This is a genomic window from Nonlabens spongiae (assembly GCF_002117125.1).
GTDB classification, from domain to species: Bacteria; Bacteroidota; Bacteroidia; order Flavobacteriales; family Flavobacteriaceae; genus Nonlabens; species Nonlabens spongiae.
The window spans coordinates 1,531,347-1,553,603 of sequence record NZ_CP019344.1 but is presented as its reverse complement, the minus strand read 5'-3'; the positions used below and the strand labels follow the sequence as shown (position 1 = coordinate 1,553,603).

The window sequence follows — 22,257 nt, the reverse complement described above, 5'->3', positions numbered from 1 at the left end:
GATAATCAAAACTTCACTTGAAACTTATACAGCCCTCAAATCAAATAGAAGAATGATAGATTTAAGAAGCGATACGGTAACCAAGCCGACTCCAGAAATGCTTCACGCGATGATGAATGCCGAGGTGGGTGATGACGTATACAAGGAAGACCCCACAGTAAATGAGCTGGAACGGCGGGTTGCAGAACTTTTTGGGACAGATGAAGCTTTGTTTTTTCCTACTGGGAGTATGGCAAATCAGGCAGCGATCAAGATGCACACGCAACCGGGTGAGCAACTCATTTGTGATAAATATGCACATGTATACAATTACGAAGGTGGTGGTGTTTCTTTTAATAGTGGTGTCTCTTGTAAATTACTAGACGGTGATCGTGGTATGATTACCGCGGCTCAGGTAGAGGAGGCGATCAACCCGCCTGATTTTTATCACAGCCCATTAACAACTCTAGTTTGTGTGGAGAACACAACAAATAAAGGCGGTGGCGCTTGTTATGAGATGTCTACTTTTCACGAGATTAAAGAAGTTTGTGAGAAACACGATTTGGGCTATCATCTGGATGGCGCGCGACTTTTTAATGCTATTGTTGCAAAAAATCAGGATCCCAAAGAATATGGTACCTTATTTGACACCATTTCAATTTGTTTTTCAAAAGGTCTGGGGATACCGCTGGGTACAGTTCTCACGGGTAAGTCTGAACTCATGAAAAAAGCCATGCGAGTGCGCAAAGTCTTGGGAGGCGGTATGCGACAAGTAGGTTTTATCGCAGCAGCAGGAATTTATGCACTCGATCACCACATCGATCGCCTTGCTGAGGATCATAAACGTGCTATAGAACTGGGCAATTATCTTTCTCAACTTTCTTACGTGAAAAAGGTAGAGCCGGTAGAAACCAATATCGTCATCTTTAAAGTTAACGATGAGCAGGCGGTCATGAATTACTGCGATAAAAATGATCTAATCATAAGTAACATGGGGCAGGGGAAATTGCGTTTGGTAACGCATCTCGATTATACTCAAGAGTTGCATGAGCAAGCTTTGCAGTTGTTCAAGAATTTTAGCTGAGCACTATACTATTTAAACATTTCAAGCCCTGGAATGTTAGGCATACCATCCTTTGCCGCGGCTGCGACCTCATGATCGTAAACCTCACCAGCTTTTTTTAGAGCTTTGTTGAGCGTTAAGATCAGGTAATCTTCCAGTTGTTCCTTGTCTTCTAGAAGCTCATCTGCGATCTCGATGGTTTTGATTTTTCTGCTGGCGGTCACCGTGGTTTTTAACAAGGAATCGCTAGACTCTTCAGCGACCATTACCGTATCCATGCGAGCTTTTGTAGCTTCAACTTTCTCTTGGGTTTCCTTGAGTTTACCCATCATTCCCATCATATCTCCAAACATAGTCGTGTTCTTTTTTGACAAATTTACAGCAGGCAATATGAATGTTCAGTTATAATAAGGTGAAATGCGGTTTTGATGGTCTCGCTTTCGCGAAAGCGTACCAAAAACAAACCCTTTCGACATCAAATTACCTAGAGTTTGAATTCTCACTTACTTTAATATCTTGCAGCGCTTAAATTTTTTTAAAGGAATAATTCATGTCCATTAAACCTCCAGTAGCCAAAAAGATACCCTTTATTCACGATAAACACGGGCACCAGCGTGTGGATAACTATCAATGGATGGCTGAACGGGATGCGCCAGAGGTTATTGACTACTTGAATCAGGAGAATGCTTATTACGAGCAAATGACTGCTGATACAAACGATCTCAAAGAAATGCTGTTTGAAGAAATCAAAGGGCGTATCAAAGAAGATGATGAGTCGGTACCTTATTTACTAAATGGATACTGGTATTTCAGCAAGATGAAAATAGGAGAGAGCTATCCCTATTTCTACAGAAGAAAGGACGGGACAGATGATGTGGAACTCTTGTTCAACGTTAATAAAATGGCGAAAGGCCACGATTACTACAAGCTCACCTCGCTCAATGTCTCGCCAGACAATAGGCTTGTTACTTACGGAGTGGATACCGTGGGTAGAAGGGAGTACACCATTCACGTCAAAAATCTTGAGACTGACGAGATTTCTCAGAATGAAATAGCTCTAACCACAGGATCAGCAGTATGGGCAAATGATAATAAAACTTTGTTCTTTACGCGCAAAGATCCACAGACACTTCGTGCTAATCAAATCTTTAAATACAGACTGGGAGATGATCCTAAAACTGCTGAATTGATATTTGAAGAGGCTGAGGAGACTTTTAATTGTTACGTGTACAAAACCATGTCGCAACGGTATATCATGATCAAGTCTTCATCTACACTATCTGACGAAGTTAGATTTATCAATGCCGATCAGCCTCAAGAAGACTTCCAGATTATCCAAGTGCGACAGCCAGAAATGGAATACAGCATATCGCATTATGAGGATAAGTTCTACATAATGACGAACAAGGATGGAGCTTACAATTTTAAGGTAATGACCACACCCGTAACCATGCCTGGCATGGAAAATTGGGAGGATTTGATTCCACATGATCCTAAGGTTTTGCTTGAAGATATTGACATTTTTAGAAAATTTCTAGTGATTTCAGACCGTTTTAATGGGTTGAACCGCATTAGAATCAGGGCTTGGGATGGAACGGTAGATTATTTCCTGCCTTTTTCAAGTGAAACGTATACGGCATACACAAATGCCAATTTTAATTACGACACCACAAAGTTGAGGTATACCTATAATTCTCTCACAACTCCTCCTTCAATTGTAGAATTTGACATGGAGACTCGTGAAGAGGTGATCCTCAAGATGCAGCCCATTGAAGACCCAGATTTCTCCCCAGAGAATTATGAATCTGAACGCATCTGGGCAACCGCTGATGATGGAGAAAAAATTCCGATCAGTCTCGTCTACAAAAAAGGAATGGAAAAAAATGGGGAGAATCCCGTGCTCATCTACGGTTATGGAAGTTATGGCTCAACCATAGATCCATATTTCTCACTTTCTAGATTGAGTTTGCTGGATCGAGGTTTTGTTTTTGCCATCGCTCATGTGAGAGGTGGAGAATATTTGGGGAGGGAATGGTATGAAAACGGTAAAATGTTTTCTAAGCGCAATACGTTTACAGATTTTATCGCATGCAGTAAATATTTGATTGAGCAGCGGTATACCAGTGCAAAGCAGCTATACGCATCAGGTGGTTCAGCTGGAGGTTTGCTCATGGGTGCTATTATGAATATGGCTCCGCAATTATATAATGGTATTTTGAGTGCTGTGCCTTTTGTGGACGTAGTTACTACCATGCTAGATGATTCCATACCGCTTACCACAGGTGAGTATGACGAGTGGGGGAATCCTAACTTGAAGGAAAGTTATGATTATATGTTGAGCTACTCTCCCTATGATCAGGTTAAAAAGCAAGCTTATCCTAACGTTTTTGTGACCACGGGTTATCATGACAGTCAAGTTCAATATTGGGAACCCGCAAAATGGGTGGCTAAGTTGAGAGAGTCTAACACGGGAGAGGGTATGATATTATTCAAAACTGATATGGATAGCGGTCATAGTGGTGCATCAGGTAGATATGATGCTATTAAAGAAGTAGCGCTTGATTTTGCCTTCCTGCTGTCACTAGAGAAAAAATTCGATTAGTAATTTTTGTGTAAATTTGCCACGTTTTGCGGAAAAGTAACGTGAGACTTAAATCCCTTTTATGAACGGTGAAATCAAAGCGTACAATAGTGTTCTAGAGCTCATAGGTGAAACTCCACTTATTAAACTTTCAGAAACGGTTGCCGGTTTTCCAGGTGATTTTTACGCAAAAGTAGAAGCTTTCAATCCAGGACACTCTTCTAAAGACAGAATTGCTCTTCATATCATTGAGGAAGCTGAACGTAAAGGTATTTTAAAGCCTGGAGATACGATCATCGAAACAACGTCTGGAAACACGGGTTTCAGTATCGCAATGGTGAGCCGTATCAAAGGTTATGAGTGCATTCTTGCTGTGAGCTCTAAATCCAGTGCTGATAAAATAGATATGCTCAAATCCATGGGAGCTAAGGTCTATGTATGTCCGGCTCACGTGAGTGCAGATGACCCACGCAGTTACTATCAAGTGGCTAAGCGCATGCATGAGGAGATCAAGAACAGCATCTATATCAATCAGTATTTTAATGAACTTAACATAGAAGCTCATTATCTGACTACGGGTCCTGAAATATGGAGACAGACCGCTGGTCAGATTACTCACCTCGTTGCCTGTAGCGGTACGGGAGGTACGATTTCTGGTACGGCACGTTTCTTAAAAGAGCAAAATCCTGCTATAAAGATTCTAGGAGTGGACGCTTATGGTAGCGTGTTGCAAAAATACCACGAGACTCAAGAGTTTGATAAAAATGAGATTTATCCCTATCGCATTGAGGGATTGGGAAAAAATCTTATTCCTACGGCTACTGATTTTGAAGCCATCGATTCGTTTACCAAAGTAAAAGATGAAGATGCTGCCCATATGGCTCGTTTCATTTCTAGAACTGAAGGACTTTTTGTAGGCTATACAAGTGGTGCTGCTTTACAAGCTACTAAGCAACTCGCTGCTAAAGGTGCATTTGATGAAAACTCTAAAGTTGTTGTGATTTTTCCAGATCATGGTTCACGATACATGAGCAAGATCTACAACGAGAAGTGGATGGATGAGCAAGGTTTTAATGATGCTAAATCACTTTCAGAGACGCAACATATTGAGTACATCAAGTAATAAACGTTACTTGTTTCTAGAACTATATTAGTAATTATGAATTTACGCTTTCGCGAAAGCGTAATACCTCTCCATTTTACCGCAAACGATATAGTTTTTATAAGGTCTTATTTATCAATAATTTAACCATGTTAAAACACTGGTCTTAGGTTATCTATCTTAGATTAAGATGTAGGTATGTTGTATCTTTGTCGACTTAAATTAGATCATGAAAGATTTATTTGACAAGATATATAAAGACAAGGGGCCGCTCGGTAAATGGGCAAGTGTAGCAGAAGGATATTTTGTTTTTCCCAAACTCGAGGGACCTATTGCCAACAGAATGAAATTTCAAGGCAAGGAAGTTATTACCTGGAGTGTAAATGACTACTTAGGCCTAGCAAATCATCCAGAAGTTAGAAAAGTAGATGCAGAGGCTGCTGCTGAATATGGCAGTGCTTACCCAATGGGAGCACGTATGATGAGTGGTCATACTGACATGCATGAACAACTTCAAACTGAGCTAGCAGAATTTGTGCAAAAGGAAGCAGCTTATCTTTTGAATTTTGGGTATCAGGGAATGGTATCAACGGTAGACGCTCTTGTTTCTAAAGATGATGTCATCGTGTATGATGTCGATGCTCATGCCTGTATTATTGATGGAGTTAGATTGCATCATGGTAAACGCTTTACTTATAAGCATAACGATATTGAAAGTATCGAAAAAAATCTTCAAAGAGCCACTAAAATAGCTGAGCAAACCGGCGGTGGAATTTTAGTGATTTCAGAAGGTGTTTTTGGGATGAGAGGAGAGCAGGGAAGGCTTAAAGAGATTGTTGCTCTCAAGGAAAAATATAACTTTAGATTATTTGTTGATGACGCACACGGTTTTGGAACACTGGGCGCAACAGGAGCCGGAGCTGGTGAGGAGCAAGGAGTACAAGATCAAATAGACGTGTATTTTGCCACTTTTGCGAAGTCTCTTGCCAGTACAGGGGCGTTCATCGCTGCAGATCAAGAGATCATTGATTATCTAAAATACAATCTGCGTTCACAAATGTTTGCGAAATCGCTTCAAATGCAACTGGTAAAGGGTGCTTTGAAGAGACTGGATATGTTGAGAAACATGCCAGAATTGAAAGAAAAGCTTTGGGAGAATGTAAACGCACTTCAAAACGGTTTGAAACAGCGAGGTTTTGATATAGGTACAACCCAAAGTTGCGTAACTCCTGTTTATTTAAAGGGAAGTATTCCTGAGGCTATGGCTTTGGTTAAAGATCTTCGTGAGAATTTTGGAGTATTTTGTTCCATCGTTGTTTATCCAGTAATCCCTAAAGGGTTGATCTTACTAAGATTAATACCTACAGCAACCCATACGATGGACGATATTAATGAAACACTTGAAGCTTTTGAAGGTATCAGAGAGCGACTTCAAAGTGGTGTCTATAAGAGACTAAGTGCAGGTGTAGAAGCAGCTATGGCTTAGTAAATTACACAATTTATAATATTCAAAAGTCCCCTTCATGGGGACTTTTTTGTATTATCAAGAGGTTGATTTTTTTATGAAGCTCATTATAAAACGTACTAGATTTAACAAAACGATAATTGACTTAAAATTTTCATCAGACGAAGAAAACTTTACTATTCTTATTTCCGATGGTAAGTGGACTTACGTTCGCGCAAGACTACCTCGATATTGCTAGTTTGAACATTTCTCAAACCAACATGGAAGATTTAGATCAAACCTTTAATAGAAATGATACAAATCTTAATCTGGAAGTTCTATATCCCATCGCGCTCAGTAATGATATTGTCCTAATTACTGGCTTTACCGCAGAAAACACAAGATTAGAGTTAAGAAACTAGATGAAATACCAAAAACCTCATAATGGCTCGATTATCTGTAGGGGTAAAATGGTCTCATAATAAAAAATGGACAGGGACTTATCTTCTATTGCCTAAAGTAGTTTCAAGCTTTGACGCTGAAGGTGGAGACAATTTTCGGTTTGGTGCCATTGCGCTAATGGAATACCGGTTCCGAAATCGAAAATGAGGGAAATTTGGTCTTTATTCATCTTCTGAGAATTTCGGTACAATAATAACTCCTTTAGTTGGAGAGTATTATTGTATCAAAAAACAGTTAGTTCTATATAGACGCTGCACTACCGTTAAGGATGGATGCGAACTACTCTTTAACTAATCAATTTAGTTTGGGTGCCGATTTGAGAACTTCTGTTAAAAGTTATAATCTTGGCCGATATCAACAGTCTGTAGATGATTTGTATGTTCAGGAAGAGTCGATCAGAGCAGGATTATATCTTTCATATGCAATACTGAACGAAACCTTGCAACTTAGAGCAAAGGTAGGTTTTGATACAACAGATTACGGATTATATGAACAAGGTGATGTAGTAGGGGCGCAAATATTAACCTTTCAATTGAGCGGTGATGATAGAACGCGATTGAATAGTGAATTTGATAGTGCGTTTTTCTTTGGATTTGATATCTTTTATCGTTTAGGACTATAGAATTAGTGTCTAGAATTCTTTTAAAGTCGTTTCAAACTTTATGAAGTGGCTTTTTTTTAATTCCTTAGTACTCCTTCTTAATTTGATAGGAGCCTGAGTTGTTCGATGTTTGAGCAGTAGGAATATTGAGTTTAAAAGATTATTTAAAGTCAAATTTATTCCTCAATTGTCTTTAGAAGATAAGGGTGCTTGAAACTGCTTTATCATTATTTATGAAGTAACGATGTATTAAAATCTTAACCAAGCAAACAAAAACCGAAATCTGTGATCATTACAATCCATCAACTATAGGTCATGCATTTGTGCCTTTATATTGAAATAAAAAAAAGCGGCTTCGTATGGAAGCCGCTTAAGATTATTATTTGAGTGAATTTAATTAGTCTACGCTAAATGTCACACGTCGTACAAGTTGTCTTGCATTACCACTTGATTTATCAACTGAAGTATCTTCTCCACCTGCTTCAAGAGTCAATCTTGATTCATCGATTCCAGCTGCAACCATTACATCTCTAACCATCTTAGCTCTACGCTCAGAAAGCTCTGTATTGTACTGCTCATTTCCTAACTCATCAGCATATCCAGTAAGAGTCGCATTAGCGCTAGAATTTTCCTGCATGTATGTGATGATTGTATTGATAGCACCAAGTGAGTAGGTTGTAGGTTTAGCACTATTAAACTCGAAATAAACATTGATATAACCACTGTTGATCAACTTTTTCATAGTAGTACCTGCAGTACTTGAATTATCATTCATGGCATTATCAACATCAGTCTTGCTCGCATATTGAGCTTTCAGAGCACTTTCCATATCATCTGGAATACCGTTCTGATTTTGGTCGATTGCGCGACCTTTGCTGTCTACTCTTACACCACTTTCGGTTGTGTTGTCACGGTCTAAATAGTTTGGAACTCCATCTTGATCGTCATCACCTAAATCGGAGATCATTTTATCCATTTCCATTTCAAGGTCTGATAGTTTTTGCATCACATTTTCAGAATACCAGTCAGCATGCTGTTGCTTATTCCCAAAATAATAAGTCACACCTACTGAGGCATTAACTAAAAGAGAATTGAATCCTCTATTCTCATTGGCCAAAGAAAGGCCGTCCCAGGTAATGGTTTGTCTCACGTGTCCAATTGCGGAAAGGTCTCCAAATACAGCCCACTTATCGCTTAATCGAACTTGAGGAGTCAAACCAGCTTGAAAATTCATCATCCAGTCAGTGTCCTCTCCATCGATCGGCTCTTGAGTTCTAAGTCCAGAAAATCCAAAACCTGTGTGAAATAATAAATTTACACCATTTGTCCATTCTCTAAACCCGAAGACTTCACCGAGATTGGCAACACCCTCAATGGTTGCACGATAATAATTACTCTGAAATTCTAAATCACTATCATCATCAGACTCCATATAATTGAATCCCAAATCCAAATTAAGACCGAACTTATTGTTGATCATATATCTAATGCCAAGATCTGCTTGAGTGAGTGATGGAGTGTTCATGAAGGCTCCTTCGGTAAAGGGTCTTGTAGGTTTTTGAACCCCAGCACCTAAGTCAATTGACCAATGGTTGTATTTCTGGGTGACTGGAATAGAAGCTGAAGAATCCATTTCCATAGTCATTTCTTCTTGAGCAAATAATAAGCCTGAAATGCATAAAAGGCTTAGGGTAAAGATATTTTTCATAGTTTGATGATTAGTCCTAATTAATAGGCAAATATATAAAGTTTAATTATTCATCAGTACAAGAGTATGATAATACTACATGAAACAGCTTCAATTTAATAAACATTTAATATGAACTATAGCTGCTTGGATAATCAATAGACCGTTTTATATTGTAGGTGTAGGTCATTATAAGATCATATATTTGCCAATCTGGAACTAAGAATTAGGAAACTCTGATGATTAAAAATATATGCTGTATTGGGGCAGGCTATGTAGGAGGTCCCACGATGTCTGTCATAGCATCTAAATGTCCTGAAATTAGAGTCAATGTGGTTGACTTAAATGAGGATAGGATAAAAAAATGGAACGACGAGAATGTGGATAACATCCCGATTTATGAACCGGGATTATCTGATATAGTTAAAGAGTGTCGTGATAAAAACCTATTTTTCTCCACAAATGTTGAGCAGGCCATCTCAGATGCTGACATGATTTTCATATCTGTAAACACACCTACTAAAACCTATGGTGTTGGTAAGGGTATGGCAGCTGATCTAAAATATATCGAACTCTGTGCCCGTCAAATTGCATCAGTTGCTACAAACGACAAGATCATTGTAGAAAAATCGACCTTGCCAGTACGTACAGCAGAATCTTTGAAAGCAATCTTAGATAATACGGGAAATGGAGTAAAGTTTGATATTCTATCTAATCCAGAATTTCTTGCCGAGGGAACTGCGGTAGATGATTTGCTTACTCCCGATAGAGTTCTTATAGGAGGTGAGAGTAGTGAACGTGGCCTGGCAGCGCAAAAAGCTCTGGTTGAGGTGTATGCCCATTGGGTGCCAGAAGATCGTATTCTGACTACTAATGTATGGTCTTCAGAATTGTCTAAGCTAACTGCAAATGCCTTTCTAGCACAAAGAGTGAGTTCCATTAATGCTTTGAGTGAACTTTGCGAAGTAACTGAGGCAGATGTGAAAGAGGTAGCACGTGCGATCGGGACAGATTCACGTATCGGTCCTAAATTCTTGAATGCCTCTGTAGGATTTGGAGGGTCTTGTTTCCAAAAGGATATTCTGAACCTAGTTTATATAGCAAAATCTTATGGTTTGCATGAGGTCGCTGATTACTGGGAGCAGGTCATCATCATGAATGATCATCAAAAACGTCGTTTTGCAAAAAAAATCGTAACCAGACTTTTCAATACAGTAAGTGGCAAGAAGATATGTCTCCTAGGCTGGGCTTTTAAAAAGGATACTAACGATACCAGAGAGTCAGCAGCGATTTATGTGTCAGATTACCTTTTGAATGAACACGCAGAGGTTCATGTTTATGATCCTAAAGTTAAACGTGATCAGATCATCAGTGATCTACTTGTTTTAGGAAACTTTTCAAAAGAAGAGTTAGAGGAACGAGTCTTTACATATGAAGACGCTTTGAGTTGTGCAAATCAGGCTCATGCAGTAGCTATAATGACGGAATGGGATGAGTTTAAAGAGCTTGATTGGAAGCATGTCTACGATGAGATGTTTAAACCTGCATTTCTTTTTGATGGCCGCATGCTTTTGAATCATGATGAGATGACGGGTATAGGTTTTCAAATGTATACCCTCGGAAAAGGTTAAATGCTCATGAGCTCAAAAGCACATATCCTCATAACAGGAGCCGCTGGCTTTATAGGAAGTAATCTCTGTGAGCACTTCCTTGCAAAAGGTTATCACGTAGTGGCATTAGACAATCTTTCTACAGGACACCTTAGAAACATAGAATCTTTTCAAGATCATACCAACTTTAAATTCATAGAGGGTGATATTAGAGATCTAGATACTTGTAAAGAGGCGGTAAGAGGTTGCGCTTATGTGCTGCATCAGGCGGCACTGGGGAGCGTGCCGCGCTCTATAAAAGATCCTATCACTTCTAATGAGGTCAATGTGAGTGGCTTTCTTAACATGCTGGTAGCCTGTAAAGACGAAGGCGTAAAAAGAATGGTTTATGCCGCAAGTTCTTCGACTTATGGCGATTCAGAAAAAATGCCTAAAGTTGAAGAAGTCATTGGGAAACCCTTGTCACCGTATGCAATTACTAAATATGTGAATGAACTCTATGCAGACGTGTTTTATAAAACTTATGGACTAGACACCATAGGTCTTAGATACTTTAATGTATTTGGGAGAAGACAAGATCCTAATGGAGCTTACGCAGCGGTCATCCCATTATTTACTAAAACCTTGATGAAGAAAGAATCACCGGTAATTAATGGCGACGGGTCATTTTCTCGAGATTTCACCTACATTGATAATGTGATTGAGGCAAACGAAAAAGCCATGTTAGCTCAAAATCCTGAAGCGAGTAATCAAATATTCAATGTCGCTAGAGGAGAACGCACAACCTTGATTCAGCTGGTAGATAAATTAAAAAATGCTTTAGCGCGATTTGATCAAGATATAGCTCAAGTTGAACCTATCTTTGGTCCTAATAGAGCAGGTGATATACCACATTCTCTAGCTTCAATCGATAAAGCGAGAAAATTGTTGGGGTACGATCCTGAATATGATATAAACGCTGGACTGGATGAGGCAACTCTCTGGTATAGAAATAATTTGTGACATTACGCTTTCGCGAAAGCGTGATAACTTTAAACTAATGAACCAAAAAATAGCAATCATAGGACTCGGATACGTAGGACTTCCATTAGCGAGGTTGTTTGCAACCAAGTATGATGTTGTGGGAGTTGATATCAATCAAAATCGAGTTGAAGAGCTTAGGTCCGGAACGGATAGTACCCTGGAGGTTGAGGATCATGTCCTCAAAGCGGTCTTGAAAACCGAAAACAATTCTCAGAAAGGACTGTACTGTACTACTGACATCAATGATGCAATAGATGCTACTATTTTCATCATTACAGTACCCACGCCTGTAGATAAAAACAACAGGCCTATCCTCACTCCGCTGTATAAATCAAGTGAAGCGGTAGGGAGCGTCTTGAAAAAAGATGATATTGTAGTATATGAATCAACGGTATATCCAGGGGCTACGGAAGATGATTGTGTGCCAGTGCTCGAAAAATACAGTGGTCTGATTTTCAATAGAGATTTTTATGTAGGGTATTCCCCTGAGCGCATTAATCCGGGTGACAAGAAGCATACTGTGGAGAAGATCTTGAAAGTCACTTCAGGAAGTACACCACAAACTGGAAAAATTGTTGATGATCTCTATAAAAGCGTTATTGAAGCGGGAACGCATTTGGCACCTAGCATTAAAGTGGCCGAAGCGGCAAAAGTGATTGAAAATTCACAACGCGATATCAATATTGCGTTTGTCAACGAGCTCGCAAAGATTTTCAATAAGTTGGGTATTGATACTGCTGCTGTACTTGAAGCAGCTGGTACTAAATGGAATTTTCTTCCCTTCAAACCTGGACTTGTAGGTGGACATTGTATAGGAGTAGATCCATATTATCTGGCACAAAAAGCTCAAGAGGTAGGGTATCATCCAGAAATTATCCTAGCAGGTAGACGTATGAATGACGGCATGGGGACTTATGTAGCTAGCGAGATCGTAAAGCTCATGCTATCCAAAGATATAGCCGTAAAGAATAGTGAGATTCTTGTTTTAGGTATAACCTTTAAGGAAAACTGTCCGGATGTGCGCAATACTAAGGTTGTGGATGTGGTAAGAAACCTTGAGGACTACGGTATCAAGGTAGATATTCATGATCCACTGGCAAAACCCGATGAGGTGATGCATGAGTACGGCTTGTCTTCAACGATGACGGTTCCGAAAAAGAAGTACGATGCCATCATTTTGACAGTATCCCATCAGGAGTTTGCTGATCTAGATTTAGCATCAATCTCTAAGGATACAGTTGCGATTTATGATGTCAAAGGCTTCTTAGGCGACAAAGCAGATAAGAAATTATGAGTAAAACAATATTAATCACTGGAGGAGCTGGATTTATAGGGTCTCACGTTGTCAGGCGCTTTGTCAACAACTATTCTGACTACAAAATTGTCAATCTGGACGCGCTTACATATGCAGGGAATCTTGAAAACTTGAAAGATGTTCAAGGTGCTGATAATTATACCTTTATAAAAGGAAACATTAATGAGGCTGATTTTGTAAATGACTTATTCCAGAAACATCAATTTGATGGTGTCATTCACTTAGCCGCAGAATCCCATGTGGATAGAAGTATTGAAGACCCTTTAAGCTTTGTCACAACAAACATCATAGGGACTGTCAACCTTCTGAATGCATTTAAAACACTTTGGTCAAACAATTATGACGGCAAGCGGTTTTATCATGTAAGTACAGATGAAGTGTATGGAACTTTAGGTGAGACTGGGTTGTTTACGGAGACTACTTCATATGATCCTAATTCACCTTATTCTGCCTCAAAAGCGAGTTCTGACCATTTTGTCAGAGCCTATGGAGAGACATACGGTTTACCTTATGTTATTTCTAATTGCTCTAATAATTATGGCCCCAACCATTTTCCAGAAAAACTGATTCCTCTTTTTATCAATAATATCATCAATAATAAACCTTTACCGGTTTATGGTGACGGAAATTATACCCGAGACTGGTTATATGTTGTTGATCATGCTAGAGCTATAGATCTTGCATTTCATCAAGGAGATAATGCTGAGACTTACAATATAGGTGGGTTTAATGAATGGAAAAATATTGATCTGGTTAAAGTACTTTGTAAACTGATGGACGAGAAACTGAATCGTGTGAAGGGAACCTCTGAAAAGTTGATCACTTACGTGAAAGATAGGCCAGGTCACGATTTGAGATATGCTATTGATGCCAGTAAAATCAATAAAGAATTAGGGTGGGAACCCAGCGTCACTTTTGAAGAGGGACTCTCTCAAACAATCGACTGGTATCTGGAGAATAATGACTGGTTGAGCGCAGTGACCAGTGGCGCCTATCAAGACTATTACAAAAAAATGTACTCTTAGATGCAAATACATAGTACTGAAATAGAAGATTGCTACTTGATCGAACCACAAGTTTTCAAAGATGATCGTGGCTTCTTTATGGAATCTTACAGTCAGAAAAAATTTGAAAAGGGGACCGGTTTACATATTTCTTTTGTTCAGGATAATATTTCCCAATCTTCTTACGGAGTGATCAGGGGATTGCACGCACAGCGCGGAAAGAGCGCCCAGGCAAAATTAGTCAGTGTGATTAAGGGAGAGGTGCTGGATGTGGTGGTAGACGCTAGAAAAGACTCTCCTACATTCAAAAAAGTGGTTGCAAGAAAGTTAGATGGTGTAAATAAACAGCAGCTTTTTGTCCCTAAAGGCTGTTTTCACGGTTTTGCGGTACTTAGTAAGGACGTTACTTTTTTCTATAAGTGTGATGAGTTCTACGATCGTGATGCTGATTATGGTATAGCTCATGATGACCCAGAATTTGATATAGACTGGTTAATCCCAGTAGAAAAACGCATTTTGTCAGATAAGGATAAAAACTTACCATTATTTAATCAAATAATCACTAAATGAAAGGTATAATACTAGCCGGAGGGTCAGGTACACGACTGCATCCACTTACTCAAGTGGTATCTAAGCAGCTTTTACCCGTATACGATAAACCCATGATCTACTATCCTTTATCAGTTTTGATGCTTTCTGGGATTACAGAGATTTTGATAATATCTACTCCTCATGACTTGCCTAATTTTGAACGCTTATTTGGTGATGGTGAGCACTTAGGATTATCGATCAACTATAAGGTGCAGCCTTCACCTGATGGATTGGCACAAGCTTTTATACTAGGTGAAGAATTCATTGGAGATGAAGATGTTTGTCTGGTGCTGGGTGACAATATCTTTTACGGCGCCGGCTTGCCTAAAATGCTTCAGAATAGTGTTCAAACGGTCAAAGATGAAGAGAAAGCTGTCGTTTTTGGTTATTACGTAGACGATCCAGAACGCTACGGTGTGGCCGACTTTGACAACGATGATAATGTTACTAGCATCGAGGAAAAACCTACAAATCCTAGAAGCAATTATGCAGTGGTAGGCCTCTATTATTATCCGAATAGTGTGGTTAAAATTGCTAAAGGTATCAAGCCCTCTGCTCGTGGAGAATTAGAGATTACCTCGGTAAATGAGGAGTATCTGAATAAAAAGCAACTCAAACTGCAAGTGATGAGTCGTGGTTATGCCTGGCTCGACACTGGTACCCATGAGGCATTGACTGAAGCTACAGAGTTTGTGAAAGTCATTGAAAAACGTACTTCTCTCAAAATCTCTTGTATAGAGGAAATCGCTTACCGCATGGGGTACATCGATCGCAAACAATTAGAAAAACTCGCCACACCTCTTATTAAGAGTGGTTATGGAGAATACTTAATGAATTTAAAGTAGAGAGATTGATATGAATCTCGCTTTCGCGAAAGCGGAATCAAAAAAAACTATGCCAGCTAAAAAGAAAATTCTAATCGTTTTTGGAACTCGTCCTGAAGCTATAAAGATGGCGCCACTGGTCAAAGAGTTTCAGAAAAATGACGATCTATTTGAGACACGAGTTTGCGTTACCGCGCAGCACCGCGAGATGCTGGATCAAGTGCTTGAGTTCTTTGAGATCAAACCAGATTATGATCTCGACCTTATGCAACCGGGTCAGAACTTGTACACACTCACTGCCCGAATCATCACAGAAATGAAACCTGTGATGGAAGCTTTTGATCCAGATTATGTTTTCGTTCATGGAGACACTACGACCACCATGGCGTCGAGTATTGCGGCATTTTATAACCAAAGCAAGGTGTGTCATGTGGAGGCAGGATTGCGTACACACAATAAATGGTCACCCTTTCCCGAAGAGATCAACAGACAAGTGGCGGGAAGAATTGCAGACTTTCATTTTGCGCCTACCACTACCTCCAGAGATAATTTGCTGGCAGAAAATGTACCTGCCGACCAGATTGTGGTTACCGGTAACACGGTGATCGATGCCTTGCTCGATAGTGTTGAAAAGGTTGATGTGAATCCTTCTACTTTTGTCCAAGAAATGAAAGAGCGCTTGGGTAAAGCCGAAATGATTTTAGTCACCGGTCACCGTCGAGAAAACCACGGTCAGGGTTTTGAGAACATATGCCAAGCTCTGAAAACCATTGCAGTGGACCACCCTGAATGCATTATAGTATATCCTGTACATTTGAATCCTAAAGTTCAAGAACCGGTAAACCGTATCTTATCAGATCAAAAAAATATTATTTTGATCGATCCTCTTGCGTATCAAGATTTTATCTGGATGATGAATCGTTCAAAGTTGATTATCACAGATAGCGGAGGAGTGCAGGAAGAAGCACCCAGTTTAGGCAAGCCAGTATTGGTAATGCGGGACACGACTGAACGCCCAGAAGCTGTAGACGCGGGTACCGTAATCTTAGTAGGGACTGATGTCGATAAAATCGTTAGTGAAACCATTGATCTATTAACAAACAAAGAAAGGTTCAACCGCATGAGTGAGCTCCATAACCCTTATGGAGATGGAAAAGCTTGTGCCAGAATCGTCGAAGCAATAAAATAAATGGAACGTCAACCAGAAGTAGTAATGATAGGATTGGGCTACATAGGCCTACCTACTGCAGCACTAATAGCCTCTCAAAATGTTCATGTTCATGGAGTGGACATCAATCAAAGCGTTGTAGATACAATCAATCAAGGAAAGATCCACATCGTTGAGCCAGACTTAGGAGACGCTGTGGCTAAAGCCGTTGAGAATGGTTTCTTGAAAGCTGCGACAAAAGCAGTCGAGGCAAACACCTATTTAGTGGTGGTTCCCACGCCGTTCAAGGATAAGAACGAACCGGACATTTCTTTTGTAGAAGCAGCCACAAAAGGAATATTACCACTTCTCAAAGAGGGAGATCTTTACATCATTGAATCAACCAGCCCGGTAGGAACTACTGAAAAAATGATGGAACTGATCTATTCTGAGCGTGCAGAGCTTAAAGACAAATTGCATATTGCTTACTGTCCAGAAAGGGTTTTACCTGGGAATGTCATGCATGAATTGGTGCACAACGACCGCGTGATAGGTGGAGTAGACGAGAAAAGCACTCAAAAAGCCCTTGGTTTTTACGCAAAGTACGTAAAAGGTGAGTTGCACCCTACTAATGCACGCACCGCTGAGATGTGTAAGCTGGTCGAGAACTCATCTCGAGACGTTCAAATCGCATTTGCCAATGAGCTATCGCTTATCTGTGATAAGGCCGGCATCAATGTCTGGGAATTGATCCATTTGGCAAATAAGCATCCACGCGTGAATATTCTACAGCCCGGGTGTGGAGTGGGAGGTCATTGCATAGCGGTAGATCCTTACTTCATCACGGCAGATTTTCCCATGGAATCCCAGATCATCGGGAAAGCTCGAGAGATCAATAATTACAAATCATTTTGGTGTGCGGAGAAAGTAAAAAGTGCCAAACTGGAATTTAGGCTCAAGCACGGTCGCCAGCCCAGCATTGCGATCATGGGACTCGCCTTTAAACCGAATATCGATGATTTGAGAGAATCCCCAGCAAAATACATCGCGCAGAAAGTATTGCAAGATTCACAAGATGAAGAATACTTTATAGTAGAGCCTAATATTGAATCCCACAATGTGTTTAAATTGACGGATTATAAAACCGCTTTCGCGAAAGCAGACATAGTAGTCTATCTTGTTGCGCATAATGAGTTTAAATCATTGCCAAAAGTGACTGACAAAGTGGTACTGGATTTTTGTGGGGTATTTGAGAACCGGTAAACTAGGTCGATTACTAGTCATCATTTCACTGGCTTTCTAATCATAGTTGAAATCGAGAAATATGAATTTCGTTAATTACTTCAGGTCGCTAGTCTTGAGAGGTGATGGCAGGTCTATAAAGGCTAAAAAAAACATTCTCGGTTCTTTCACCTTAAAGATTCTAGATTCTTTGGTCGATTTTGCTTTGGTTCCTTTGAGCCTTGCATTTCTGTCTCAGCCTATTTATGGATTGTGGCTCACAATCATTTCTCTTGTTTCCTGGTTAAATTATTTCGATGTGGGCATATCCCATGGAGTCCGAAATAAAGTCGCTAAGGCAATCGCAGATGGGGATATTGATCTTGTTCGTAAATACATAAGTACAGGTTATCTCATGATATTTCTAATAAGTTTGGGAATTATCTTGTTAGGAAGTATTCTAATCCCTTTTGTAGATTGGAATTCGTTGTTTAATACTGAATTAAAAAGCGACCAGCAGTTGAAGACGGTATTGTTCATCATTTCAACTAGTTTTGGTATTATTCTAACCCTTAAGATTATAACTGCAATCTTTCTTGCTGTCCAACAGCCCTTTCTTGTAACATTGTCAAATTCTTTGTCAAAGTTTTTGATCTTAATCTTAATATCGGCAATAATATTTATTGATGCTGAGAGCGATGAATTAATATCATTTGCCCTAATTTATAGTTTAAGTCCTATTCTAATTCTCTTGCTACTCACTTTCTTTTTTTATAATACTAGATATAAGTCTTATGCACCTGCAATAAGATTAATAGATAAAGGTGTGACTTCAGACATTATGGGACTTGGAATAACCTTCTTCGTGATACAATTAGGTGCAGCTGTACTTTTTCTGTCAGATAATTTCATAATTGTGCAACTTTTTAATCCTGCCGAGGTAGTTCCCTATCAAGTGACAAACAAGTATTTTGCAATTTGTCTTGTCATATTTACAATTATTATTTCACCTTTTTGGAGTGCTACTACAGATGCTTACCACAAAAAAGAATATGATTGGATAAAAAAAACCATTAGGAAGTTGCATATCGTATGGGGGATACTCTTCTTTTTAGTATTGATAATGTTAGCCCTATTTGATCCAGTACTAAAAATTTGGACAAGTGGTGAAGTACAAGTTTCACTACTCCTTTCTGCACAATTTGCCTTATTTGTGATTTTACAGAGTTTAAACAACATTTATACCTTGTTCTTGAATGGCGTAGGAATTCTAAGGATTCAAATGCTTACGGGTATAATCACGATCTTTATCAACATACCTCTTTCAATTCTTTTTGCAAAATATTTTGGTTTAGGAACCGCGGGTGTAATTATGGCTACCAACTGTTGCATTTTAATATATATCTTCTTTAGAAGTATTCAATACCGAAAAATTATATCTAATACCGCGACGGGTGTCTGGGCTAAATAAATCTACCTTTAATAAATAAAAGAAAACTACTGATATTTATGAATGATTCAGTTCGCATGTTAGTTGGTCAGAGTCTAACAAAATTTAAATACCCTCTACTTGTTAATAGTTATGGTAGGAGTGGTTCTACAGTTCTGGCAAATAGCATTGTATCTAGTTCTGTAATACTGGATAATGATTACATCAAAAGGTTAGCCTTGTGGAGTGCTCTGCACAATGCCTGGGACATCACAAGTTCAAATTTAAAGAAAGGTTTACTTTACAAAACACACGATTTACCACCACAGAGGCATTCAAGTTATGCAGAATTGCGAAATCGATCTACTAGGATGTTATATACTTTTGGTGATCCAGTTGAAGTAATTATTTCACTCATCAGATTATACGAATCAAGAGGTGATATATGGATGAGCAAACATTTCAGCAATTTGAAGGCTGAAGCTTATTTTGATTTTTTAGACATTATTAATGAGGATATTTTAGGATTGGAGAATCATTTCAAATCTTGGTTAGAACAAAATAAAATACCAACCGCCTTTATCAGGTATGAGACTATGTGGAGCAAGCAGAAGGAAATATCCGATTTTTTAGGGATTGATTTGAAACTACCTGCCTATCGTGAACGGAACTCAAAAGAGCAGAAAGATTTAAATTTGAGGTCTAATATCAAAGCAACCTATGCCAAACTTATCGATTTGACTGATCAAGCCGAAGATTTTTTTATTCTAGGTATTTAAAATGTCAAGAGAAGAGTCTTTTCGTAATGAATACTTATCAAACAGAATACTTCTTTAGGATAGGGATGATTACAAACGCCTGTTTGATAGCAGCTTTGTTTGTTTTGAACTCTACATTTATTTCCAATGTGATCATTTTATTGCTGCTGTCCTTCAACTTCTATTTTAATAGACATAACCTGAAACGTTTCATTACTGTAAAGTATTTAGTCTGCCTTGCTTTAGTATTTTCAATTTTGGTTGGTGGAATGTACTTTCAAAATTCAGCCGAATATTCAAGAATTCTACAGTTAGCAATCCTATTTCTATGCTTCCCGTTGCAACTATATTCGGTTAAGTATATGCGATATCTCTTATTTATTGTGGTTGCTTACCTTTTTGTAATTCAATTGGCTCCTTTATTAAGCCTTAACTTCCTGACCGTTTTTAGAGATAGTTTTTACCCTATAGAAGATAATGTTTGGCAATACTCAGATGTGACAGAGTTGTCTGGACTCCGGGACAGTCGTTTTGGAGGGATTTATTATAATCCAAATATTATGGGACAGTCCATGGTACTTTTATTTGTTATAGTACTACGATACATTTCTAATTTAAGTTTGTTAAGTAGACTACTTTGGGCTTTACCATTTGTTATCTCTATTTTACTTTCAGGAAGTAGGACTGCAATAGTAGCGTTTCTAATCATCTCCTTCTTTCATTTTAAAAAGTATTTAAATAGACGTTCAATTGCCTTTATTTTTGTATTCATTTTATTTGCGTTGATGTTTTATTTTGAAGACATTACAAATTTGTTTCAAAATTTTAGATCGTTCAATCTTGGAAATCTTTATGGAGAAAAATTGAGTTCAGGTACTGTGAAATTAGAAATTTTTATTGAATGGTTGGCTGAAATACTAAATGGGTCACTAGAAAACACCTTACTATTTATCTTTGGTAGTGGTGTCATCGTTGATCAATTTGATTTTGATCTAGGATATATTTTACAAATGTTTGGTTTTTTAGGACTAACATCTATTTTTTTATTCATCATTTCCATATTTAGAAAAACGCCCAAACAAAATAGATATATTTATTTTATTTTCTTAATATCAATTGGAGCTACCTTAATCATCAATTTTAGATTCAGCATTTTAACTTTCATGATACTCTCCATGTATTTACAACCTCAACTAAAAAACGGTAGATGAAAGTACGAAAGGTAATCTGGCTGGGTCCCGTTGTAAACAGTCATTTATTTACTCAAAAAGCGGTAAGCCCAGCGGCAAACAAGTGGCAATCAAGTTTCATTCATGGACTTTTAGATAATAAAATAGAAGTAATAAATCTTTCATATCAACCGTGTCCATTATGGCCTAGAGGGGCATTATGGATACACAGCCATAAGAAAGTTGTTTTTGGTGAAGGATTTAAACAGCTTAGTACAGGCTATTTGAACGTTCCATTTATAAGGGAATATTGGATTTCAGCATCCTTATTTTTCAAAACCGTAATTTCGGCCGACTTACGTTCTAGTTCAACAATATTTTTTACATACAATCCTTTAAAACGACATCTTTATTTTGCAAAGATGATTAAATTATTCTTCAAGTTGAAATGGATAAGCGTAGTTGCAGATGATCAACGTAAAGGAAATCCAGATATAGACTTATACTTATCCCATGGTTATTTTAGAGATTCGGATTTTCGTTCTAAACTTTTTCTAGATGGAGGAATTGAGCAGTTGGATATAGATTGTATGCAACCTATTGATAGAAAATCTAATAATTTCAAGGTGGTTTATTCGGGAGCGATTAATGATTGGACGGGTATATTTCAGCTCGTGGAAGACTTCAATAAGATTGATGCACCATGCGTCAATCTTGAAATTTACGGAAAAGGCGAAGAGGATAGGATGTTGAGTCTAATTGAATCAAAATCTATCAAAAATGTAGTTTACAAAGGCTTCGTGTCTGATTCGGTATTGATGACAGCAATGAGGGGAGCAGATGTCTTGATCAACCCAAGAAATACAAGTTTGGAAAATACTAAATACAACTTTCCATCGAAACTATTGACCTATATTGCTTTAAAGAAACCTGTTATCTCCACATTTTCTGCAGGCTTATCACCATCCATACGAGCGGTTCTGTTAGAATACACTGATGCTGAATCGTTAAAGTTACACATTTCAAACCTTCAAAATTCAGGTTTTTATAAAGAACAAGTTGATAAAGTTTATAAGTATAAAAAATTAAACAGCTGGAGAATCAAGGTAAAAGCTCTAATTCAAAAAATACAGGTCAATGACTGAGCATCTTTTCATAAAGAATATTTTACCGCCATATCGAATTAATCTGTTCAACAAGCTTGAAAGTATTGCTGTCAAGCGCGATAATTTCACGTTCAGGGTTTT

20 protein-coding genes are annotated in these 22,257 nt (G+C 38.5%); 18 read left to right on the top strand and 2 right to left on the bottom strand.

From position 1 onward, the window contains the following. Nucleotides 1-52 precede the first annotated feature (52 nt). Nucleotides 53-1,063, top strand: coding sequence for a threonine aldolase family protein (locus BST97_RS07105; RefSeq protein WP_085766585.1), 1,011 nt, complete (start codon nucleotides 53-55; stop codon nucleotides 1,061-1,063). A gap of 8 nt (nucleotides 1,064-1,071) precedes the next feature. Here the strand turns inward: BST97_RS07105 and BST97_RS07100 are convergent, their stop codons facing one another. Next, complete coding sequence (locus tag BST97_RS07100; protein WP_085766584.1) at nucleotides 1,072-1,395, bottom strand: YbaB/EbfC family nucleoid-associated protein; 324 nt, start codon at nucleotides 1,393-1,395, stop codon at nucleotides 1,072-1,074. Between the two features lie 197 nt (nucleotides 1,396-1,592). Here BST97_RS07100 and BST97_RS07095 point away from each other — a divergent pair, with 197 nt between their 5' ends. The 5 genes from BST97_RS07095 to BST97_RS16095 all read left to right on the top strand — a co-directional run bounded on the left by BST97_RS07095 (nucleotide 1,593) and on the right by BST97_RS16095 (nucleotide 7,253). Further along, nucleotides 1,593-3,644 (top strand): S9 family peptidase, encoded by a 2,052-nt coding sequence (locus BST97_RS07095; protein ID WP_085766583.1) that lies wholly within the window; start codon nucleotides 1,593-1,595, stop codon nucleotides 3,642-3,644. A 61-nt stretch (nucleotides 3,645-3,705) separates the two neighbouring features. Next, on the top strand, nucleotides 3,706-4,746 hold the full coding sequence (locus BST97_RS07090) for a PLP-dependent cysteine synthase family protein (protein ID WP_085766582.1): 1,041 nt from the start codon (nucleotides 3,706-3,708) through the stop codon (nucleotides 4,744-4,746). Between the two features lie 208 nt (nucleotides 4,747-4,954). After that, complete coding sequence (locus BST97_RS07085; RefSeq protein ID WP_085766581.1) at nucleotides 4,955-6,211, top strand: aminotransferase class I/II-fold pyridoxal phosphate-dependent enzyme; 1,257 nt, start codon at nucleotides 4,955-4,957, stop codon at nucleotides 6,209-6,211. 170 nt (nucleotides 6,212-6,381) lie between these two features. Then, nucleotides 6,382-6,591, top strand: a complete 210-nt coding sequence (locus BST97_RS16100; protein ID WP_245833677.1) for a hypothetical protein — start codon at nucleotides 6,382-6,384, stop codon at nucleotides 6,589-6,591. Between the two features lie 308 nt (nucleotides 6,592-6,899). Continuing rightward, nucleotides 6,900-7,253, top strand: coding sequence for a hypothetical protein (locus BST97_RS16095; RefSeq protein WP_245833676.1), 354 nt, complete (start codon nucleotides 6,900-6,902; stop codon nucleotides 7,251-7,253). A gap of 376 nt (nucleotides 7,254-7,629) precedes the next feature. Here BST97_RS16095 and BST97_RS07075 read toward each other — a convergent pair whose 3' ends face one another. Then, the gene (locus BST97_RS07075) at nucleotides 7,630-8,940 is read right to left on the bottom strand and encodes an OmpA family protein (RefSeq protein WP_085766580.1); all 1,311 of its coding nucleotides are present in this window, start codon (nucleotides 8,938-8,940) and stop codon (nucleotides 7,630-7,632) included. 215 nt (nucleotides 8,941-9,155) lie between these two features. On the opposite strand from BST97_RS07075, the gene BST97_RS07070 reads away from it, so the two are divergent. The 12 genes from BST97_RS07070 to BST97_RS07015 all read left to right on the top strand — a co-directional run bounded on the left by BST97_RS07070 (nucleotide 9,156) and on the right by BST97_RS07015 (nucleotide 22,155). After that, nucleotides 9,156-10,550 carry a UDP-glucose 6-dehydrogenase gene (locus BST97_RS07070; protein WP_085766579.1) on the top strand — a complete coding sequence of 465 codons (1,395 nt, stop codon included), beginning with the start codon at nucleotides 9,156-9,158 and terminating at the stop codon, nucleotides 10,548-10,550. A gap of 6 nt (nucleotides 10,551-10,556) precedes the next feature. After that, on the top strand, nucleotides 10,557-11,531 hold the full coding sequence (locus BST97_RS07065) for an SDR family oxidoreductase (protein ID WP_085768186.1): 975 nt from the start codon (nucleotides 10,557-10,559) through the stop codon (nucleotides 11,529-11,531). 37 nt (nucleotides 11,532-11,568) lie between these two features. Further along, nucleotides 11,569-12,846 (top strand): nucleotide sugar dehydrogenase, encoded by a 1,278-nt coding sequence (locus BST97_RS07060; protein ID WP_085766578.1) that lies wholly within the window; start codon nucleotides 11,569-11,571, stop codon nucleotides 12,844-12,846. Next, entirely contained in the window at nucleotides 12,843-13,892 is a 1,050-nt protein-coding gene (gene rfbB / locus BST97_RS07055) for a dTDP-glucose 4,6-dehydratase (RefSeq protein WP_085766577.1), read from the top strand. The genes BST97_RS07060 and rfbB overlap by 4 nt, the downstream gene beginning before the upstream one ends. After that, entirely contained in the window at nucleotides 13,893-14,441 is a 549-nt protein-coding gene (rfbC, locus tag BST97_RS07050) for a dTDP-4-dehydrorhamnose 3,5-epimerase (RefSeq protein ID WP_085766576.1), read from the top strand. It abuts the gene before it with no gap. Continuing rightward, nucleotides 14,438-15,307, top strand: a complete 870-nt coding sequence (rfbA, locus tag BST97_RS07045; protein WP_085766575.1) for a glucose-1-phosphate thymidylyltransferase RfbA — start codon at nucleotides 14,438-14,440, stop codon at nucleotides 15,305-15,307. Before rfbC ends, rfbA begins: the two co-directional genes overlap by 4 nt. Nucleotides 15,308-15,317: 10 nt before the next feature. Next, entirely contained in the window at nucleotides 15,318-16,475 is a 1,158-nt protein-coding gene (gene wecB / locus BST97_RS07040; protein ID WP_317043465.1) for a non-hydrolyzing UDP-N-acetylglucosamine 2-epimerase, read from the top strand. Further along, nucleotides 16,476-17,696, top strand: a complete 1,221-nt coding sequence (gene wecC / locus BST97_RS07035; RefSeq protein ID WP_085766574.1) for a UDP-N-acetyl-D-mannosamine dehydrogenase — start codon at nucleotides 16,476-16,478, stop codon at nucleotides 17,694-17,696. Between the two features lie 61 nt (nucleotides 17,697-17,757). Continuing rightward, a complete protein-coding gene (locus BST97_RS07030; protein WP_085766573.1) occupies nucleotides 17,758-19,125 on the top strand; it encodes a lipopolysaccharide biosynthesis protein in 1,368 nt (455 codons plus the stop codon). A 38-nt stretch (nucleotides 19,126-19,163) separates the two neighbouring features. Next, on the top strand, nucleotides 19,164-19,862 hold the full coding sequence (locus tag BST97_RS07025) for a hypothetical protein (protein WP_157111526.1): 699 nt from the start codon (nucleotides 19,164-19,166) through the stop codon (nucleotides 19,860-19,862). Nucleotides 19,863-20,203: 341 nt separating this feature from the next. Continuing rightward, complete coding sequence (locus BST97_RS15780) at nucleotides 20,204-21,052, top strand: hypothetical protein (protein ID WP_157111524.1); 849 nt, start codon at nucleotides 20,204-20,206, stop codon at nucleotides 21,050-21,052. Next, nucleotides 21,049-22,155 carry a glycosyltransferase gene (locus BST97_RS07015; RefSeq protein WP_085766570.1) on the top strand — a complete coding sequence of 369 codons (1,107 nt, stop codon included), beginning with the start codon at nucleotides 21,049-21,051 and terminating at the stop codon, nucleotides 22,153-22,155. The genes BST97_RS15780 and BST97_RS07015 overlap by 4 nt, the downstream gene beginning before the upstream one ends. The last annotated feature ends 102 nt before the right edge of the window (nucleotides 22,156-22,257 follow it).

Excerpts from the sequence above, each read along its gene's own strand:
- BST97_RS07030 (WP_085766573.1), top strand. The coding sequence starts at position 17,758 with ATGAATTTCGTTAATTACTTCAGGTCGCTAGTCTTGAGAGGTGATGGC.
- rfbA (WP_085766575.1), top strand. The coding sequence starts at position 14,438 with ATGAAAGGTATAATACTAGCCGGAGGGTCAGGTACACGACTGCATCCA.
- BST97_RS07100 (WP_085766584.1), bottom strand. The coding sequence starts at position 1,395 with ATGTTTGGAGATATGATGGGAATGATGGGTAAACTCAAGGAAACCCAA.
- rfbB (WP_085766577.1), top strand. The coding sequence starts at position 12,843 with ATGAGTAAAACAATATTAATCACTGGAGGAGCTGGATTTATAGGGTCT.
- BST97_RS07025 (WP_157111526.1), top strand. The coding sequence starts at position 19,164 with ATGAATGATTCAGTTCGCATGTTAGTTGGTCAGAGTCTAACAAAATTT.
- rfbC (WP_085766576.1), top strand. The coding sequence starts at position 13,893 with ATGCAAATACATAGTACTGAAATAGAAGATTGCTACTTGATCGAACCA.
- BST97_RS07085 (WP_085766581.1), top strand. The coding sequence starts at position 4,955 with ATGAAAGATTTATTTGACAAGATATATAAAGACAAGGGGCCGCTCGGT.
- BST97_RS16100 (WP_245833677.1), top strand. The coding sequence starts at position 6,382 with ATGGTAAGTGGACTTACGTTCGCGCAAGACTACCTCGATATTGCTAGT.
- BST97_RS07075 (WP_085766580.1), bottom strand. The coding sequence starts at position 8,940 with ATGAAAAATATCTTTACCCTAAGCCTTTTATGCATTTCAGGCTTATTA.
- BST97_RS07065 (WP_085768186.1), top strand. The coding sequence starts at position 10,557 with ATGAGCTCAAAAGCACATATCCTCATAACAGGAGCCGCTGGCTTTATA.
- BST97_RS07105 (WP_085766585.1), top strand. The coding sequence starts at position 53 with ATGATAGATTTAAGAAGCGATACGGTAACCAAGCCGACTCCAGAAATG.
- BST97_RS07060 (WP_085766578.1), top strand. The coding sequence starts at position 11,569 with ATGAACCAAAAAATAGCAATCATAGGACTCGGATACGTAGGACTTCCA.
- wecC (WP_085766574.1), top strand. The coding sequence starts at position 16,476 with ATGGAACGTCAACCAGAAGTAGTAATGATAGGATTGGGCTACATAGGC.
- BST97_RS07095 (WP_085766583.1), top strand. The coding sequence starts at position 1,593 with ATGTCCATTAAACCTCCAGTAGCCAAAAAGATACCCTTTATTCACGAT.
- BST97_RS07015 (WP_085766570.1), top strand. The coding sequence starts at position 21,049 with ATGAAAGTACGAAAGGTAATCTGGCTGGGTCCCGTTGTAAACAGTCAT.
- BST97_RS16095 (WP_245833676.1), top strand. The coding sequence starts at position 6,900 with ATGGATGCGAACTACTCTTTAACTAATCAATTTAGTTTGGGTGCCGAT.
- wecB (WP_317043465.1), top strand. The coding sequence starts at position 15,318 with ATGAATCTCGCTTTCGCGAAAGCGGAATCAAAAAAAACTATGCCAGCT.
- BST97_RS07090 (WP_085766582.1), top strand. The coding sequence starts at position 3,706 with ATGAACGGTGAAATCAAAGCGTACAATAGTGTTCTAGAGCTCATAGGT.
- BST97_RS15780 (WP_157111524.1), top strand. The coding sequence starts at position 20,204 with ATGCGATATCTCTTATTTATTGTGGTTGCTTACCTTTTTGTAATTCAA.